We start from the raw sequence: 16,706 nt of genomic DNA, 5'->3' as shown, positions 1-16,706 counted from the left end.
GATCAGATGTTTTTGGTGGTTAGCAAGAGAAGAGAAAAGGAAACGGCAAGCCAAATTGCCAAGATCCATAGGTTGGAGGAATTCTGGGCCAATATGGTCTTGAGTTCGGGAGGATCGTATTCAAAAACAGGCAATTGTTTCCAGAAATCGGCATCGGCCCGGTAGGACCACTCCCCATAAGTTGAGTTTTGCGCAAAGTTGTCGTTCAAAAATTTCTGGGTGGCTATGCGATAGGTTTCGGCGGCATCCGCAAAATCCCAATGGGTGTTATAATCGGTTTGGGCTATGGCCATGCTCATAAAGCGTGTGGGCAAATACGGGGAGATCATGGCAAGACCTTTATAGACTTTGGATTGTTCCGAGAATTGTTCTTTTAGGTAATTGTAATGCTTCAAATAGACCTCGGCTTCATGTTCCTCACCTTTTTGCATGCGATAGCCATCAAAATTGAAAGGCAATTTATGGATGCTGTCCACACCGTATTCGGCAAGTACTTTTTGTTCCAATAGCTTTGATTCCTTACTCCAGGGATCATGTCCATCCAGTCCTTCTTGTTTGTCCTTAAGGACATTGGCGGCAAATTCTTGCCGAGTGGGGTAGGGATGCTTGGCTTCGGCAATATTGCTGGCGGCCTTGGGGGCCACCAAACAGGCCAATATCCAAATGGAAAGGGACAGGACTAGGGCTATGCCAGATTTTTTGACCTTCAATGAAATAAACAGTACAATATTGATGAAAGCAACGTAGTATCCTATGTACACCACAAACATCATGAGCAAGGAGGTCCAATTGAACACCCCAAAATCTTGAAGGTTGGACAAGAGGATGCCCGCAAGGAAAAAGAGCAGGGCGGTGATGGCTAGAATGGGAAAAAAGAGCGCCAGCCATTTGCCAAGGGCCCATTTCCAACTAGGAACTCCCAGACTTTTGAGCAGGGTCAAAGTACCCATTTCCCGTTCTTTGGTGAAACTGTTATATCCCAATAGAATAATGAAGAGCGGAATGATAAAGAGCAGGATGAAGTCTGGGGTAAGGTCGCCAAACCGGGCAAGTCCCGTTTGATCCGCCGCCACACTGAATTGGGCCTCGTTCCGTTTGTGGGCCTCCAAAAAAATGGAAGATCCTGCATACTTGTCCACCCCTTGGTCCAAAAGGGAAAGAGGGTATTTTGGTTTGAATGCATAGGTGCCATAATGGGCTGCAGAGTGGGGGTTCTTTTCCCCTTGGTCGTCCCAAACACTTCTTTCGGTTGTTTTGGCCGATTGATATTGTTCGTTGATGCTTTGATATTGACGGGCACTGATCCAAATGGCAACTCCCAAGAGCACTATCACTATCAGGAAAGCTGTTCGAATACGCCCATCCCGCATCAATTCCTTAAGCTCTTTGATACAAGTTTTTGCAATCATGACAACACCTCTTTGTATTCCATGGTTTCCAGATAAGCCTTTTCCAGTTGGGCAAGGGAAATGTCTTCTGCAATGAACTGTTGCCGTAACTGTCCATCTTTCATGATGCCAATATGGGTGGCAACCTCCTTGGCCCGGAACAGGTCATGTGTGGCCATTAAAATGGCAACCCCTTTTTTTCTGAGTTTTTGGAGCAGGTTTCCAAATTCATTGCTGGCTTTTGGGTCCAGTCCCGAGGTGGGTTCGTCCAATAAAAGTACTTTGGTGTCCTTGGCAAGAGCAATGGCAATGCCCACTTTTTGTCGCATTCCCTTTGAGAAGGTCGAGATGCGTTTATGGAAAGCCTCTTCTTGAAGTCCTGCGTCTCTAAGGAAACCCTCCAAATCCGCTGATGGGAGCTGCTTTCCGGCTATGCCCGAAAAGTAGTCCAGATTTTCAATGGCCGAGAGACTGGGGTAAAGCATCAGGTTTTCTGGGATGTAAGTGATGTATTCCTTGGTCTTTATTGGATTTTTCACCACGTCCAGATCGTTTATGGTGGCGGAGCCCGAACTTGGATTTATAAAGTTCAGGAGCATATTGATAGTGGTGGATTTTCCTGCCCCATTGGCACCGAGCAGACATAGGATCTCACCTTCATTGACAGAAAGGGAAAGTTGGTCCACCGCCGTAAAATCGCCAAATTTTTTGGTCAAATTGTTTGTTGATATCATAGTGATATGGTTTAAGGTTTTAGTAGTGGATTCATTCCACAATTTTTATATCTATGGAGGTCCTGCTCTGCCATCCTGTGGCATCGGTTACCGAAAAGGCACAATGATAATCTCCCGTATCAATATCACTTGGTATGGTGACGGTCAGGTTGATTTCATATGAAGTCCCACCATTTTCAATGGAGTGGTTTTCCATAAAGATCATGGGGTTAATGGCACTCTTTATGGGGTTCAAATCACACTGGGCCCCTTGGTCGTCATGGGTGTGATGGTCAAAATTGTGATGGATGTTTAGACTGTATGCGGCCAGTTCCATATTATCGGTGACCATGGCCCGGAATGTATACGATTGCCCCCTTTGGAATTCTTCGCAGGCCTGCGGAAACCCTCCGTTATAGTTTACACTGATGGTGGGTTTTTCCTCATCAATAGTAGTGTCGTCACTGTTTGAGCAAGCAAATAGCAAAATGGTTGCTGCAAGCATGGACAGAGGTTTATAAAATGCTCTCATATTCAATTTTTATTTAACCGCATGGCTTTGGTAAGAAGCCATGCGGAATAAGGTTATCTACTTTTGGCTTAGGCCAATTATTCTTCTTCCGCTACCACACTAAAGGGTACGGACAACTTTACGGCTTCTTCAGAACCAGAATCCTTCACATAAATGTTGAGCCAGTAATTGCCGGTTGGAAACTCTGGGTCAATGGACATATGATAATGGATGTGCGGATTTGTGGAGTTTTCATAAAGTTCTGTGGGGAGCGTGTGAAGGATATTGTCCCAACTGCCTGCAGGAACGTTCTGTCCCTCTCTCCATTCTTCAAACCACAGTTCGTAAACTATTTCACTGACCGTATGATCTCCTCCCTGATACTCGAACTCGGTATGTAGCTCATCACTGCCATAATGGACATGGCCATCATGCCCGACCTCAACTTCAAAAAATCGTTTGACGACTTCAAACTCTTTGGTCAGGACACTTTCCGAACCATCTTCCTCAACAATGGTGAAGGTCATGGTGTAGGTCCCCTCAGCTGGGCGCATGGAAGGGAAATATTCATTATCCGGGTCAAAAAGAATGTGATAATGGATGTGTGGATTGATCTGGCCTTCATAATAACTCTCAGGAATCAAATATTTGGAAACATTCCAATCCACCTCATCACCGACCGGAGTTTGGATACTTACGGACTTGATATCGAGATATACCTCGGTCACTTTTTGTTTTCCGGTGTAATCAAACTCAATATGCAGGTCCGGGTTGGCCTGGGGCACTTTGAAATCTGCATTCCCGATCTCCAGGTTTTCAAATCGTTCTGGATTGATATCGCCTTGTTGGTCCAGCGCATCATCATCGTTGCTACAGGATGCCAAGAAGATAAAAGGGAGTGCGATCAAAAGTAATTTTACTATCTGTCTCATTATAAGTGTGTAAAGTTGTATACCCTATTTGGTATGTTATATTTTGATTGGGATTATTCTGTGGTTACGTCAATGTGGGTTTCATACTCGTAGGTATTCCCATCTTCATCCTCAATGGTGAAAATGATATGATATTCCCCGGCAGGAGCTGTGACCGGCACATCAATATGCTCGTGAAACTCTGCCTCGGTCAACTCGTGGTAGTCTTCGGAAAAATCACCTTCAAAGTCCCATTCCACTTCACCTTCGCCAACTTCTAGGTCATGTGCATGTACATCAACCGTTACCTCATGGATACCGTGTACGGCACCAATCATAAACTCCACGTGAAAGTCACTTCCCCTCGCCACGGTTTCATCCATATCAAAATCACTTATGGTGATGGGGTCCAAAATCTGTACATGGCCTTCGGCCTCAGTGCTGTTGCCCAGCTCGTCGGTTACCGTCAAAACAACATGGTATTCCCCTGCAGGAATGTTGGAAGGAATATCTATATGTTCATGGAAAGTGGGGTTTATGACCAAATAACTGGCATCTGTCCAGGTTTGTTCATAATCCCACTCCACTTCGCCCTCTCCCACTTCTAGGTCATGGGCATGGATGTCAATGGAAATACTGCTCACAATGCCTTCTGCAGTAATCTCTGCTTCCAAATGGATGTCAGAGCCTTTGTAGGCGACTTGATCGGTGGAGTGCGAGCTGCCCTCCCCGTATTCAAAATCTGAGATTGCCGGGGCAGCCACTGGCGGAGTACCTTCGTCATCACTACTACAGGAGTAGAGGGCAAGGCCTAAAAAAATGATAAGTGCTAAAGATTTAAAATTTGCTTTCATACTACTTGTTTTTGGTGTTATACTAATTTGATTTATGTTAAAATGGTATGGTGGCCGAAACCGATAGGTTCCTACCGGGTTCGGGTACATCGATGAGTCTGTAAAAACTGGTGTGGTCGTAATACTCTGTGTTGAACACATTGTTGAGTTTGATGCGTATTTGCACAGGTTTACCGTTTCCAAAGAGGGGTAGCTGGGTTATGGCGGTCAGGTTGAACGCTTGGTACCCTTCCGTTCGCTCTTCGGGGGGCACAATTTCATTTTGGGCGGCCGTAGCCCTAAAATCCACCGTAATCAAGGGCTGTTGAAAAAACAGGACATCCTTGAATTGATAACTGACGGAAAACAGCCCGGACAGGGGAGGGGAAAAGGGTAATGTAAAATCCTTTTTCGGACCACTGGTCTGTTTGGCATACACATATTCCAGCGAGGCATCCAAGTGCAGGGCACCGGTAAGGTCTATGCCCATACTGGCTTCACCGCCAAACCGGAATACCTTACTTTGTGTATACTCATATATTTGAAGGGTTTCATAGTAGTTTGGGGTGGGGTTCAGATAGATGTAGTTATCAAAGAAGTTCACAAAAGGACTTATCCCCGCACTGAACCATTTGTTGGAATGATCAATGGCCATGTCCAATTGATAGGACTGCTCGGGATCTAGGTCAATATTGCCCCGCTCGTATCGGTACATGTGATAGTTGACCCCATCCGAAGCCAATTCGTTGGCCAGCGGCATCCGAAAGCTTTTCCCCAAATTAATTTTGTAGGTGGTGTTTTTGCTGAGGTAGCTCATGCCCACCGAACCACTAAAGTTTCCAAAGTTCAACGTCTTGTCCTGTGCGCGCTGCAGTTGAATATAGGAGGTTGTGCCATTTGGATTGTTGACGGTGGATGTAAACCAATCGTAATATGCCTTGGTTTCCACGAGGCCCACATCGTACCGCAGACCAGCTTGCAAATGGAAGTTTTCGTTGATCTTGTAATGGTCATAGGCAAAGACCCCTGCGGAATATCGGTCGTACTCTGGAATCAAGAAACCCCACCCCCCAATATTGTTGTTCTGCAGTTCGGCGTCCATTCCAAAAACCACATCATGCCTTGCATTGGGCCTAAAAGTGTCCTTGGCATTTATGGAATAGGTGTTCTTGGTGAAAATTCTTTCCCTGCTGTTGGGTGGGGTGGGCATATAGCCATGGGGTACAGGTTCTGAGTGCTCTTCCCTTTGGTTGTTTTGGTGGCCCAAATCTAGGTGCAAGGTGTGTTTCCCTTTGTAGAGGGTGGTATTGTTGATGACCTTAAAATGGTTCACTTTGTGAAAAGGTAGGTCTACATCCCTGTTGGAACTATCATAATCAATGGTTGAGGTCCTGACCTCCAGACCGTGCGCGTTGGCAAAAAAGCCGTTCTTGGCATTGACGTTGCTGAAGAAGGTCTCGGATTTTATATCATCTTTTGCAAATCCAATACTGAAACTGGCATTGGCCTCCCTTCCTGCAGTATTTCTTAAATGGTTTTCATGGAGTTCAAAAATGTAGCTTTCGTACCGTATCCGATCGGTGGGCACTTTATAATCCCCATAATCCCTGTAAGTGAGTCTTGCTCGGTAGAACCAGTTCTGTTTTCTGGTTTGGATTCCTGCGGATACTCCCAATAGATCATTGTTGGTTTCTCCCAAGAGGTTTACTTCTCCCCCAAAAGAATTAGGTAAGGGAACGTTTGGGGGTTGAATATCCACAACACCGGCTATGGCATCGGAACCATAGAGCAATGAAGCCGGACCTTTTATGATTTGGATGTTGTCTATGCCATATTGGTCTATTTCCAACCCATGGTCGTTGCCCCATTGCTGGGCTTCGTGATTTATGCCATTTTGCACCACACTCACCCTGTTGAACCCCAGTCCCCTAATGGTGGGCTTGGATTGCCCCGAACCTATGGTCATGGTGCTGACCCCGGGAATTTTTCGCAAGGTCTGCATGAGGCTGTTCTCTCGGTTTTTATCCAGAAATTCTTTGTTCACGCCAACAGAAATGGTGGAAAGTTCTTGGGCTTTACGGTGTTCGGTCTTTCCATAAAGTTCCACTTCATCAAGGTTGGTAACAGACGCCACTAATTCAATGGTTACCCAGCCCATATTGGGATTGACCTCCAGGGTAAGCTGTTGGGAGGTGTACCCTATATGGGTTATTGTAAATTTTTGGAGGCCTTGGGGGACATTTTCAATACTGAATTCACCACCATCTGACGATACGGCAAATAGATTGTTGCCTATGATATTGGCCCCTATAATGGGATCTTGGGTTTTGGCATCTACAATAACCCCCTTTATGGTATGGAGTTCTTGTGCAGATGCCTGAAGGCATAGGCCGATATACAGCCATGCCATTAGCATTTTGTTGCTCATTGTGTGAGTACGATAAATTTGTTGGATATGCTCCTACAGGGTAAGGGGAGCTTGATGGCCTGACTCCATTACATCTTGCGTAAGTGAAATAACTGTACAGATTGCCCCTAAGATGGCGATACATGTACCATACAATGGGTTACAAATATAATCTCTGTTGAAATTGGAGAAATTATTGGGTTTGACCCAAAGGGTCACAGTACAATATTTAGCAAAAATGTAAGGGAAATTAGACTGTGGGAGGGGGGCGCGAAAACGGAAGGTTTAGGCTTGTGTCGGATGGAATGTGTACATCATAATCTATGCCTATTTCCTTTTGAAGGACAAATTCAACGATTTTGGTCAGGGGTTCGTGTGAATCTGAAAGTACAGCAGGTACTTGATGGTCAGCTGCAATATTGTGGCATATGGCACAATGGTCCGGATAGTCCTTATCGTCATCATGTGAAAGCACGTGCAGTCCTGCCAGTTCCGTGGTAAGGAACAGTGCGAGGAAAAAGTACGCAATGCTATGTATGAGACGATTCTTTTTCATAATCCCACAAACTTATTAAAAAAGTTCTGCAATTGTAACTTAAGCCATGTTAATATCAAGTTTTTGATAGGAAGCAAACAAAACTGGCCAGTTTTGTTCAGAAAGATTCCTCGGTCAGTTCTTTATTGATTACCGCTCCGGCAAAATTCCCCTGTTGTACGGCATTGGCCACGGAGCGCATGGGACTAGTGTTGTCTCCGCAGGCATAAACACCATCTACGGTCGTTTTTTGAAGCCCGTCAATTCTGAGATATCCCTGTTCTGTGATTTCGCAACCCAATGTTTCTGGAATTTTGCAATGCTGTTCAAAAGGGATTCCGGCATAGAGCGCGTCGAGCTGTATTTTTTTTCCATTTTTAAAAACGATATGGACCATGTTTCCATTTTCATGTTCAATCTGATGGATTTCACCTTCTTCAATTTTGATGTTATGTTGTTGAAGCTTTTCTACTTGCTCTGTTGTAAAATCACTTTTATTGGAGGGGATCATGGTGAGGTCCTGTGTAAGATTGTTTACCAAACCGGCCAGATGAAAGGCTTTTTCAGAAGGGGCCCATATCCCGGTCTTTCTTCCATGAAATTCATATCCATGGCAATAGGGGCAATGGATGACTGTTTTTCCCCAACATTCAGAAAAACCTGGGATATTGGGAATATTGTCTTTCACTCCTGTGGCAAAAATCAACTTCTTGGCTTCAAATTTTTTTCCGGATTGGGTGCTGATTTCAAAACCTTCGGCTGTTTTTTTTCCATCAATGGCAACATCCATATGAAAATGAACGGTCTTGTATTGTGACACTTGCTGTTGGGCAATGGATGAAATCTCCGAGGGGGTCTTTCCGTCTTGGGTAAGGAAGTTATGGGAATGGGGCGTGGGTTTATTGCAGGGTTCGCCCGAATCTATCACCAAGACTTTTTTTAAAGATCTACCTAGGGCCATGGCTGCTGATAAACCGGCATAGCTGCCGCCGACTATGATCACATCAAAAATGCTACTTTGTTCCATTTTATGGTTTTATGAGGGATTGGGTTGTCAAAGTTAGAAATATTTTTTATTATTGCAACAAAGTCGCATTAATAAATTATGAAACGAAGAAGCACACCTACCAAAGAAGCGGTATTGGATTTGTTGTCCCGGAGAGGCAAGGCCATGAGCCAAGATGCCATTGAGCGGGAAATCGACATTGATATAAACCGTGCAACCATCTATAGGGTCCTGAACAGTTTCTGTGATGACGGCATTGTGCACAGAATAGTGGCCGAGGATGGGAAACAGTATTTTGCTTTCTGTATTAACTGTGGGGAAAACCAAGTGCCAACCCATCACTTTCATTTCAGATGTACCACATGCCAAACCATAGAGTGTTTAAAGGAAGAGGTGCATTTTTCGCTGCCCATGGGCTATCAGGTAGAGAAGGTGAACTGTATTTTGACCGGAACCTGTACTGCTTGCTCCTGATTTAGGGTCACACCTTAGGATAAGTAAATACGAAACCCCAATCCTTTGACTGAGGTTTCGTATGCAAAAATGGAAGGACTAAATGTTGATGTTTACGTAAATGGCCCATCTGTTTTTAGTCTCTACCTTGCCATTGTTCAAGTCCTGTGCCATAGGTAGCATGCTAGACACCCCGAGGGCCAAGGTCTTGTAGTTGAGTTCCACGCCCGCCTTTCCAAAAAAGGCATAACCACCCGTGTCGTTGACCTCCAAACCAAATTCTTTATTTTTTTCGAAATGTTCACCACCAACACCCACTTGGGGAGTAAGGGCAAAATCAGTTCCAAAATAATAAGTCTTAAAAGTGTTAAGGGTGTAATTCAACTGGTTTCCAAAGCGATACTCTTTGTCGTTTTCAGACTTGAAAGTGTAATTCACCATAAAGGACAATCCCCAATTTCTGTGCTTTAGGCCATAATTGGCGGCCAATAGATAATCCCAACTTCCTGTGCCCAATTGAAAACTAGGGTTAACGCTGCCCTCAAGGTTTTCGGAATCAAACTTTCCTGTGGGCATTTTAATTCCACCTCCCAATTGTAGGGTATGTTCGGGTTTTATGGAAACAATACTGTCCGGGGTTTGTTGTAGTACCTGATAGAAACCAAGCACCGTAGCATCTCCCAAACCATTGATGTTCTGTTCCATGCCATCTGCAAATGTACGGGTGTGGAATTGGTACGGTAGAACGGCATTTACCATAAACCGTTGTCCAATGGGCACTTGGGTCCATAATTGAACGGTATTGAAATTTTCATCGATCCAGGGGGAATTCGCGAAAATGCCATCTCTGGATTGGTACCGTTGCCCTATATACCTTAGCCCAAAGAAATTGTTGTTCAAACCGGTGCCAAAGCCCATGCTGCCCCCATTTCCACTACAACCGCAGGTGTCGCAAAAGTCATAGAGGAGCAAGCCCTTCGAATTTAATTTTGAACAAGGGTCGGTCGGGATTTCGTTTCCCTTCAGGGATAAGGTCCCTAAAAATAAGATAAGTACTATGTTATAAATTTTCATGTTCAATATTCAGCAAAACGTTTATCAGTAATAAATTCATCATCGGTTAGCGTGCCCAAGAATGCAATAAGGACCAGCTTTTCGTCATCGTTCAGGGAAATGCCCAAAGCATTCCCATTTTTGAGCAATGGATCCAGGGTTGGCGAATCTTGCACCCCATTTTGGTAAAAGTTCAGGACCGATTCCAGACTTCCAAACCTGCCATCGTGCATATAGGGTGCGGTCAGGGCCACGTTGCGTAGGCTGGGCACCTTGAACTTGTAATTGTCCGAAGGACTGCCACTGACCTCTGCCCGGCCCAAATCATTTATGTTGGGATTGGGAGGAAGGCCGTTGTTCCTGAAACTGCCATCGGAAAATAAATCCGTGGTGTGACAGCTTGCGCATTTTTCCTGAAAAATGGACAAGCCTTGAAGTTCTTGGTCCGTTAGGGAGACCCCATCCTCATTCCGCACATACTTGTCGTATTTGGAATTATAGGAAACCATCATGACCATAAACTGGGCCAGGGCCTTTAAAAAATTGGTGTGGCTGACACCTCCTTCTTCAAAAGCGGCATTAAAATCCTTTTGATAGGCTTCATCTGCCTGTAATTTTTGAAGGACACTTGTCATGGTCTCGCCCATTTCCACCTCATTGGTAATGGGAATAATGGGAAACAGGTCCAGATGATTGGTAGCCCCGTCCCATGCAAACTCTTGGAAAAAGGCCATATTGGCTATGGATGGCGTATTTCGGGTACCCTGAAGATCATCGATTCCATGACTGAACTGATGCCCATGATGGGTAAAGGAAAAACGTTGTTCATGACAAAAACCACAGGAAATAAAGCCATTGGCAGATAGTTTACCATCGTAAAACAGCTTTTTTCCCAGCTCGAACCCATATTTGGTAGGTGGGTTTTCCGATACATTGTACGCCATGGGAGGAAAATTGGAAGGAAGAGTTACCGTTAACAATTCATTCTCCCCCACAGCGATATATTCGCCATCATCATTGGTGCAAGACACCATTGCAAGTAGCAAGGGCATCCAAAAAAGATATTTCATCGCACTATGGATTAAGAGATAGAGAGCCGCCCCAATGGGACGGCCCAATCTATGTGTTAATGGGAACCACCGTCTCCGTTATGTACATGGTCTACAGTGAACATGTTTGAGGCATTCACTGCTATTTTTGGGGATTTCTCCTCGCTGACCATAATTACAGCCTGTTCCGTAAGCGATATCTTGTTCTCACCATCAAGTATATTGCTGGCATTTGCCACCAAATGGATAATCGGCGTCATATCTTCACTTACCAAAGCTTCCGTACCAAGGCTTAGGGTTGTCTCCTTATAATTGTCCAAGCTGGAGCCATGGCTTCCCATATGTATTTTAAAATCCGTTGCGTCTGCTACCGTAGATGAGGTAAAGGTTCCTTCAAAATTGAGAAACTTATAACCGGCTTGCCATGACCACATCATGTTGGTGCTTTCCGCTTCGGTCAATAAATCCCCTTGTCCTTCTGCGCCTTGAAGGTATTTTTCTTGGTCTACACCAATGCCAAAGGTCAATGAGGTGTACCTTCCGGCGGGCACGTCCATGAGGACTACTTCTGTGGTTCCAGTTTCTTCACTGGTAATAAAATACCCTTGGTCTTTTGGATAGGTAAATACGGTACCGTCCTCATCGGTCAACCTAAAATTGCTTACAATGTAGTTGAGACGGCTAATGGTCAGGGTCTCGTTTTGAGAGTTGGTGTACGAAGACCCCAAAAGTAGGTCGTCCCCGGCCATACTGTTGTCAAACTCTATTTTTACCATCCCGTTTCCGGTCAGTTCCGTAGCATCGTCATCGCTACTGCAAGAGATTATAAATACGGATAGGGTTAGCATTACTGCCAAATTATATATTGATTTCATGATTGATTCAAATAAATGAGGTTATTGGAGACCCAAGGCAATTAAGTAAGGGTTTCCTTTTAAAATGATTTAAAATAAAAGGTTTCCGCACTTGTTATGCGGTAAACTAGATTTTGGACATAGGATTATTTGCTTTCAAAAAAGAAAACGAAAATCATATGAAACCAGCTTAATTATTGGAATCAAATATTGGGTGGATGAAAAACAGAACCGATATATGGGTTGGGTTCACGGGTTACCATGGATGGTAAAGCCTTTTTAATGGAAGTCTGATCTGAAAAATCACAAAGAAGGATGTCAACAAAGCCTATAGGATATTCTTTTAAGTCTATGGCCGGAAGGTTTTGTTTCTTTTCGCTCTGTTCTTCCTGAATCATCTTGGCCAAGTAACACTTCCCATTACAATTGAGCATGGGTTTATCCTTGTTGATACACAGGTATTCAGCGATATAATCCTGATTTACAAGGTAGTCGAAAACGGGAAGTACAGGGCGCATCATGGCCATGATATACAAAAAAGTAAAAAATATAGGAAGCCCGTGTTTCCTCAAGAAAAAAATATTTGTAATACAAAGATACGGAGGATCTAATACTCTCTTTGCATTTTTTTGCATAAACGACAGTATATAATTGATAATCAGTAAATTGATGTGTTGTTTTTTTGGTGCGACAACAATTTTTCCAAAAAGATTCTCTTCATGTATTCAATGTTTCACAACAAATGATCGACCAGATACAACATAACTTCCGTTTTGTTGAGGTTTGTTGATATGTTTGAGTAGGCGTAATGCCTAGATCCAACCTCATTTCCTCAACTATGAACATGCCTCAATGCCGTTGGAACAAAAGATACCGCTTGTTGGTTATTTTGTTTTTGTTTTTACCACTTCAGATGGGGTACGGGCAATTATGTTCTGCAGATGCCGGACCGGATATGACTGCCGATCAAGTGGGGAATGTCTTCTTGAATGCGGTGGCCCCAGCTACGGGAACAGGAGCTTGGGCACAATCATCCGGACCTTCTTTGGTGGGTTTTGCCAATACCAATGACCCCAACACCCAAGTTTTTGGAATGGTTCCCGGGACGTACATTTTTGAATGGACGGTTTCAGACCCATCCTGCACCACGACATCCGATACCGTAGGGGTTACCTTTTTAGGGGTGGACCTCGAACTGGAAGCTTTGGCCAGCAATTCAAGCCCAGATGTAGGAGACATTGTGACCTTTACCATCAATCTGAGCAATTTAGGGGATGTGGATGCCACAGGGGTCGCTGTTGAAAATATTGTGCCGGCAGGTTACGAAAATGTCAATACCATAAGTGATGGGGGAACCTTTTTTGTTGGACCCCGAGCCATAGTTTGGACAGGACTCAATGTTCCGCTGGGAACAAACACGGTATCGTTGACGTTCAATGCAACGGTGCAACCCCCCACAGGGACTTCCAATGAATTTACCCATACCGCCGAGGTCACTTTTAGTGATCAGATTGATTTGGACAGTACCCCAAACAATGATGATGGTGACCAAAGCGAGGACGATGAAGACTTTGTAATCGCTTCTCCCCAACAGGCAGACTTGTCTTTGTCAAAGACGGTGGTAGGCGGCAATCTTTCCCCTGAGGTGGGTGAACAGATCAGTTTTGAGATCACCCTAACCAATAATGGTCCCGATGACGCCACGAATGTTGTGGTGGAGGATCAATTACTTTCGGGATTCAGTTATGTCTCTTATACCGCCACGGCAGGAACTTATAGTTCTGCCAGTGGACTTTGGCAAGTAGGAACGTTGACCAATGGGGGCTCGGAAACCTTGACCATTGATGCGGTAGTAAACCCCAATGGAATCTATACCAATACAGCACAAGTGGAAGCATCCGATGGGTTTGATGTGGATTCGACCCCTGACAACGGAGTGCCTTCTGAGGATGATCAAGGCGATGTGACCTTATCCCCCGTGGAAGTCATTGACCTTTCCTTGACCAAGACCATAAACAAGTCCCCACCTTTGGTGAGTGATAATGTTATATTCACATTGACGGTTTCCAATGCAGGTCCCAGTGAGGCCACTTCCGTGGAAGTAACTGATATATTGCCTTCGGGATTCACCTATGTTTCCGATAATGGAGGTGGGTCTTACGATGAGACTACGGGCATTTGGAACGTGGGAACTTTGGCCAGTGGAGATTCAGAAAGCGTGAATATTCTGGTCAATGTTAACCCAACAGGGAATTACACCAATGTGGCCGAAATCACCAACCATGATCAAATGGATTCAGATTCGACCCCAAACAACAATACTCCTAGCGAAGATGATCAAGATGAAGTGGTGGTGAGTCCCAATCCCTTGGTGGATGTTTCGGTGACCAAAATGGCAGATGACTTAACTCCCAATGTGGGTGACCAGATTATATTTACCATTACTGTGCTTAATGATGGACCCAGTGAAGCGACCAATGTGGTGGTCACCGATCAGCTGGCATCCGGATACGGATTGGTAAGTGCTGTTCCATCAGCTGGAACCTATAATGCAGTGAATGGGGTTTGGAACGTTGGGAGTTTGGCCAATGCAACCTCTGAAACCCTTACCATAACGGCCAATGTGCTCTCTAGTGGCGATTATGCCAATACCGCGGAATTGACCGGATTGACAGAATTGGATGTGGATTCCACCCCTGGAAACAACAACGGTTCCGAAGATGATCAGGAAACGGTGGTGCCAACACCTGTACCGGTATCCGATTTGCTGTTGCGTAAATCTGTGGATAAACTGAGTCCGTTGGTAGGGGAAGATGTAATTTTTAGCATCAACATCTCCAATTTGGGACCAAGTGATGTAACAGGCGTGGAGATTATGGACCTGTTGCCCTCTGGGTATACCTATGTTTCCAATAGTAGAACAGCTGGAGCTTATGATGCTACTACGGGAATTTGGGAACTGAACAACGTACTGCCCAACGGGGTGACCGAAACCTTGAACATTGTGGCTACGGTGAATGCTACAGGAGATTACTTCAATGTGACTGAAGTATTTTCATCCAGTAACCTTGACCCCAATTCCATACCCAACAACAATAATGTTTTTGAAAATGACCAAGATAGTGCCGGGACCATTCCCATTCCGGCCTCGGATTTGGAGTTGAGCAAAACTGTGGATAATGAATTCCCTGATGTTTCCGATACCGTTACATTTACCTTGACTTTGCAAAATGTGGGGCCAAGCGATGCCAGTGGCATAGTGGTGGAAGACCTATTGCCCTCGGGGTATACCTATGTTTCGGACGATTCCGGAGGACTATATGACCCCTTTGGTGGTTTCTGGTACTTGGGAAGTGTTGCGGGAGGGGCTAATGCAATCCTCAATGTTGAGGCAGTAGTAAATCCTTCAGGAAACTATACCAATAGGGCAGAAGTAGTTTCGGCCATTCAAGTAGATCCAGATTCCACTCCCGGCAACGGTATACTGACGGAAGATGATCAAGATACACAATCCACAACTCCCAGACATGTCTCGGATGTTTCTCTGACCATGACTGCGGACAACCTGACTCCTTCCGCGGGCGGCGAAATTGTTTTCACGATTACAGTGAACAACGCCGGACCCAATGATGCTACCGCTTTGGTAATAGAAGATGAATTGGCATCAGGCTACAGTTTTATAAACGCAGTGACCTCTACGGGGACTTATGATGAAATTGCAGGCTCTTGGCAGGTTTCCAGTATAGCAAGTGGAGGTTTGGAAACCTTGGTCTTGACTGCCTTGATATTGCCCAGCGGAAATTATAAAAATACCGCAGAGCTGATCGCATTGGGAACATATGACCCGGACTCTTCACCCAATAACAATTTGGGTTCGGAAGACGATCAAGTAAGCGTGGTTCCTGTACCGGATGGTTTGGCCGATCTATCCCTGATCAAGATGGTGGATAATCCCACGCCGAATGTCGGTGATTTGGTCCGATTTACCATCAGTGTCACCAATGGTGGACCTACCGATGCCACTGGGGTAGCGATTTCTGATCTTCTACCCATAGGATACACCTATCAATCCCATACGGCCACGGCCGGGGTGTATAATCCCAATACGGGCTTGTGGAACGTGAACCGAACTATTTTCAATCAGAATACGGAAACCTTGGAAATTCTCGCCATGGTGAACACGCCAACCGGTGAAACCGATGAGTATTTGAACGTGGCCGAAATCACCACGAGTGATTTTGCCGACCCGGACAGTGATCCCAACCAAGGAATCGCGATGGATGATTTTTCCGATGGGATACAGGACGATGATGAAGCCAGTGCCTTTGTGGTTCCCCAGACCACGGATTTGGCTTTGACAAAAGAAGTGGACAAGATTTCGGTGAATATGGGCGATGAGGTGGTGTTTACCATAACAGTGACAAATTTGGGAACTGTACCTGCGACCAACATTGGCGTGGAGGAACAATTGCCACGGGGCTATCGGTTGCTCACTTCCCAATCTTCTTTGGGTTTTTATGATGAAGCTTCCGGTTTTTGGGAGTTGGATACCTTGGAAATATCCGAAACGGCCCAACTTGAGCTCACGGTGGAAGTTTTGGACATTGAAGAGTACCTGAATAGGGCAAGTTTAGCCTTTGTGGACCAGTTGGACACCAACAGTGATAATGACAGTGCGGAAGCCTTTGTTTCTCCTAGTTGTTTGGTGGTCTACAACGAGTTTTCACCCAATGGTGATGGGGTCAACGATTATTTTAAGATCGATTGTATTTCCAGATATCCCCAAAATGTACTTCAGGTGTATAACCGATGGGGCAATATTGTGTACGAAAAACGCTCCTACAACAATGATTGGGACGGTACGCCCAATGGCAGGGCCATTGTGCAGAAAGAAGATCAGTTGCCCGTGGGCACCTACTATTATATTTTGGACTTGGGTGATGGCTCCGAGCCGCGAACAGATTGGTTATATCTAAATCGATAGGAAATGGGG

At 45.0% G+C, this 16,706-nt stretch carries 14 protein-coding genes; 2 read left to right on the top strand and 12 right to left on the bottom strand.

Translation table 11 applies throughout. The features are described 5' to 3' along the window. Positions 1-2: 2 nt before the first annotated feature. From ACPD8L_RS08880 to ACPD8L_RS08845, 8 genes are all read right to left on the bottom strand, one after another. Positions 3-1,409 (bottom strand): ABC transporter permease, encoded by a 1,407-nt coding sequence (locus ACPD8L_RS08880; protein WP_423943015.1) that lies wholly within the window; start codon positions 1,407-1,409, stop codon positions 3-5. Continuing rightward, entirely contained in the window at positions 1,406-2,122 is a 717-nt protein-coding gene (locus ACPD8L_RS08875; RefSeq protein ID WP_116217014.1) for an ABC transporter ATP-binding protein, read from the bottom strand. Before ACPD8L_RS08875 ends, ACPD8L_RS08880 begins: the two co-directional genes overlap by 4 nt. Before the next feature lie 31 nt (positions 2,123-2,153). Beyond that, positions 2,154-2,606 (bottom strand): DUF4625 domain-containing protein, encoded by a 453-nt coding sequence (locus tag ACPD8L_RS08870; RefSeq protein ID WP_423943013.1) that lies wholly within the window; start codon positions 2,604-2,606, stop codon positions 2,154-2,156. 104 nt (positions 2,607-2,710) lie between these two features. Beyond that, positions 2,711-3,544, bottom strand: coding sequence for a hypothetical protein (locus ACPD8L_RS08865; protein WP_423943012.1), 834 nt, complete (start codon positions 3,542-3,544; stop codon positions 2,711-2,713). 53 nt (positions 3,545-3,597) lie between these two features. After that, positions 3,598-4,377 (bottom strand): DUF4625 domain-containing protein, encoded by a 780-nt coding sequence (locus ACPD8L_RS08860; protein WP_293303387.1) that lies wholly within the window; start codon positions 4,375-4,377, stop codon positions 3,598-3,600. A gap of 37 nt (positions 4,378-4,414) precedes the next feature. Continuing rightward, entirely contained in the window at positions 4,415-6,766 is a 2,352-nt protein-coding gene (locus ACPD8L_RS08855) for a TonB-dependent receptor (protein ID WP_423943010.1), read from the bottom strand. Positions 6,767-7,013: 247 nt separating this feature from the next. Further along, positions 7,014-7,319: a hypothetical protein gene (locus ACPD8L_RS08850; protein WP_116217018.1), complete on the bottom strand. Its 306-nt coding sequence runs from the start codon at positions 7,317-7,319 to the stop codon at positions 7,014-7,016. A 97-nt stretch (positions 7,320-7,416) separates the two neighbouring features. Next, a complete protein-coding gene (locus ACPD8L_RS08845) occupies positions 7,417-8,325 on the bottom strand; it encodes an NAD(P)/FAD-dependent oxidoreductase (protein WP_423943008.1) in 909 nt (302 codons plus the stop codon). Between the two features lie 78 nt (positions 8,326-8,403). On the opposite strand from ACPD8L_RS08845, the gene ACPD8L_RS08840 reads away from it, so the two are divergent. After that, on the top strand, positions 8,404-8,778 hold the full coding sequence (locus ACPD8L_RS08840; RefSeq protein WP_116217020.1) for a Fur family transcriptional regulator: 375 nt from the start codon (positions 8,404-8,406) through the stop codon (positions 8,776-8,778). A gap of 78 nt (positions 8,779-8,856) precedes the next feature. On the opposite strand, the gene ACPD8L_RS08835 is transcribed toward ACPD8L_RS08840, so the two are convergent. The 4 genes from ACPD8L_RS08835 to ACPD8L_RS08820 all read right to left on the bottom strand — a co-directional run bounded on the left by ACPD8L_RS08835 (position 8,857) and on the right by ACPD8L_RS08820 (position 12,234). Then, positions 8,857-9,831, bottom strand: a complete 975-nt coding sequence (locus tag ACPD8L_RS08835) for a transporter (protein WP_423943006.1) — start codon at positions 9,829-9,831, stop codon at positions 8,857-8,859. 2 nt (positions 9,832-9,833) lie between these two features. Next, positions 9,834-10,880, bottom strand: coding sequence for a cytochrome-c peroxidase (locus ACPD8L_RS08830; protein WP_423943004.1), 1,047 nt, complete (start codon positions 10,878-10,880; stop codon positions 9,834-9,836). Positions 10,881-10,936: 56 nt separating this feature from the next. Next, positions 10,937-11,734 (bottom strand): MbnP family protein, encoded by a 798-nt coding sequence (locus ACPD8L_RS08825; protein ID WP_293303381.1) that lies wholly within the window; start codon positions 11,732-11,734, stop codon positions 10,937-10,939. 182 nt (positions 11,735-11,916) lie between these two features. After that, entirely contained in the window at positions 11,917-12,234 is a 318-nt protein-coding gene (locus ACPD8L_RS08820) for a hypothetical protein (RefSeq protein ID WP_293303380.1), read from the bottom strand. A 392-nt stretch (positions 12,235-12,626) separates the two neighbouring features. Between ACPD8L_RS08820 and ACPD8L_RS08815 the strand changes: the two genes are divergently transcribed. Then, positions 12,627-16,697 (top strand): T9SS type B sorting domain-containing protein, encoded by a 4,071-nt coding sequence (locus tag ACPD8L_RS08815; protein WP_423943002.1) that lies wholly within the window; start codon positions 12,627-12,629, stop codon positions 16,695-16,697. Positions 16,698-16,706: the final 9 nt, after the last annotated feature.

Source organism: Flagellimonas algicida, assembly GCF_049629585.1.
GTDB lineage: Bacteria > Bacteroidota > Bacteroidia > Flavobacteriales > Flavobacteriaceae > Flagellimonas.
Note: the sequence above shows the minus strand (reverse complement) of the source record. Positions and strands in the feature narration are given on the sequence as shown.

Bases quoted from the DNA above. Each gene is read 5' to 3' on its own strand.
- ACPD8L_RS08880 (WP_423943015.1), bottom strand. From the start codon at position 1,409: ATGATTGCAAAAACTTGTATCAAAGAGCTTAAGGAATTGATGCGGGAT.
- ACPD8L_RS08875 (WP_116217014.1), bottom strand. From the start codon at position 2,122: ATGATATCAACAAACAATTTGACCAAAAAATTTGGCGATTTTACGGCG.
- ACPD8L_RS08870 (WP_423943013.1), bottom strand. From the start codon at position 2,606: ATGCTTGCAGCAACCATTTTGCTATTTGCTTGCTCAAACAGTGACGAC.
- ACPD8L_RS08865 (WP_423943012.1), bottom strand. From the start codon at position 3,544: ATGAGACAGATAGTAAAATTACTTTTGATCGCACTCCCTTTTATCTTC.
- ACPD8L_RS08860 (WP_293303387.1), bottom strand. From the start codon at position 4,377: ATGAAAGCAAATTTTAAATCTTTAGCACTTATCATTTTTTTAGGCCTT.
- ACPD8L_RS08855 (WP_423943010.1), bottom strand. From the start codon at position 6,766: ATGGCATGGCTGTATATCGGCCTATGCCTTCAGGCATCTGCACAAGAA.
- ACPD8L_RS08850 (WP_116217018.1), bottom strand. From the start codon at position 7,319: ATGAAAAAGAATCGTCTCATACATAGCATTGCGTACTTTTTCCTCGCA.
- ACPD8L_RS08845 (WP_423943008.1), bottom strand. From the start codon at position 8,325: ATGGAACAAAGTAGCATTTTTGATGTGATCATAGTCGGCGGCAGCTAT.
- ACPD8L_RS08840 (WP_116217020.1), top strand. From the start codon at position 8,404: ATGAAACGAAGAAGCACACCTACCAAAGAAGCGGTATTGGATTTGTTG.
- ACPD8L_RS08835 (WP_423943006.1), bottom strand. From the start codon at position 9,831: ATGAAAATTTATAACATAGTACTTATCTTATTTTTAGGGACCTTATCC.
- ACPD8L_RS08830 (WP_423943004.1), bottom strand. From the start codon at position 10,880: ATGAAATATCTTTTTTGGATGCCCTTGCTACTTGCAATGGTGTCTTGC.
- ACPD8L_RS08825 (WP_293303381.1), bottom strand. From the start codon at position 11,734: ATGAAATCAATATATAATTTGGCAGTAATGCTAACCCTATCCGTATTT.
- ACPD8L_RS08820 (WP_293303380.1), bottom strand. From the start codon at position 12,234: ATGATGCGCCCTGTACTTCCCGTTTTCGACTACCTTGTAAATCAGGAT.
- ACPD8L_RS08815 (WP_423943002.1), top strand. From the start codon at position 12,627: ATGGGGTACGGGCAATTATGTTCTGCAGATGCCGGACCGGATATGACT.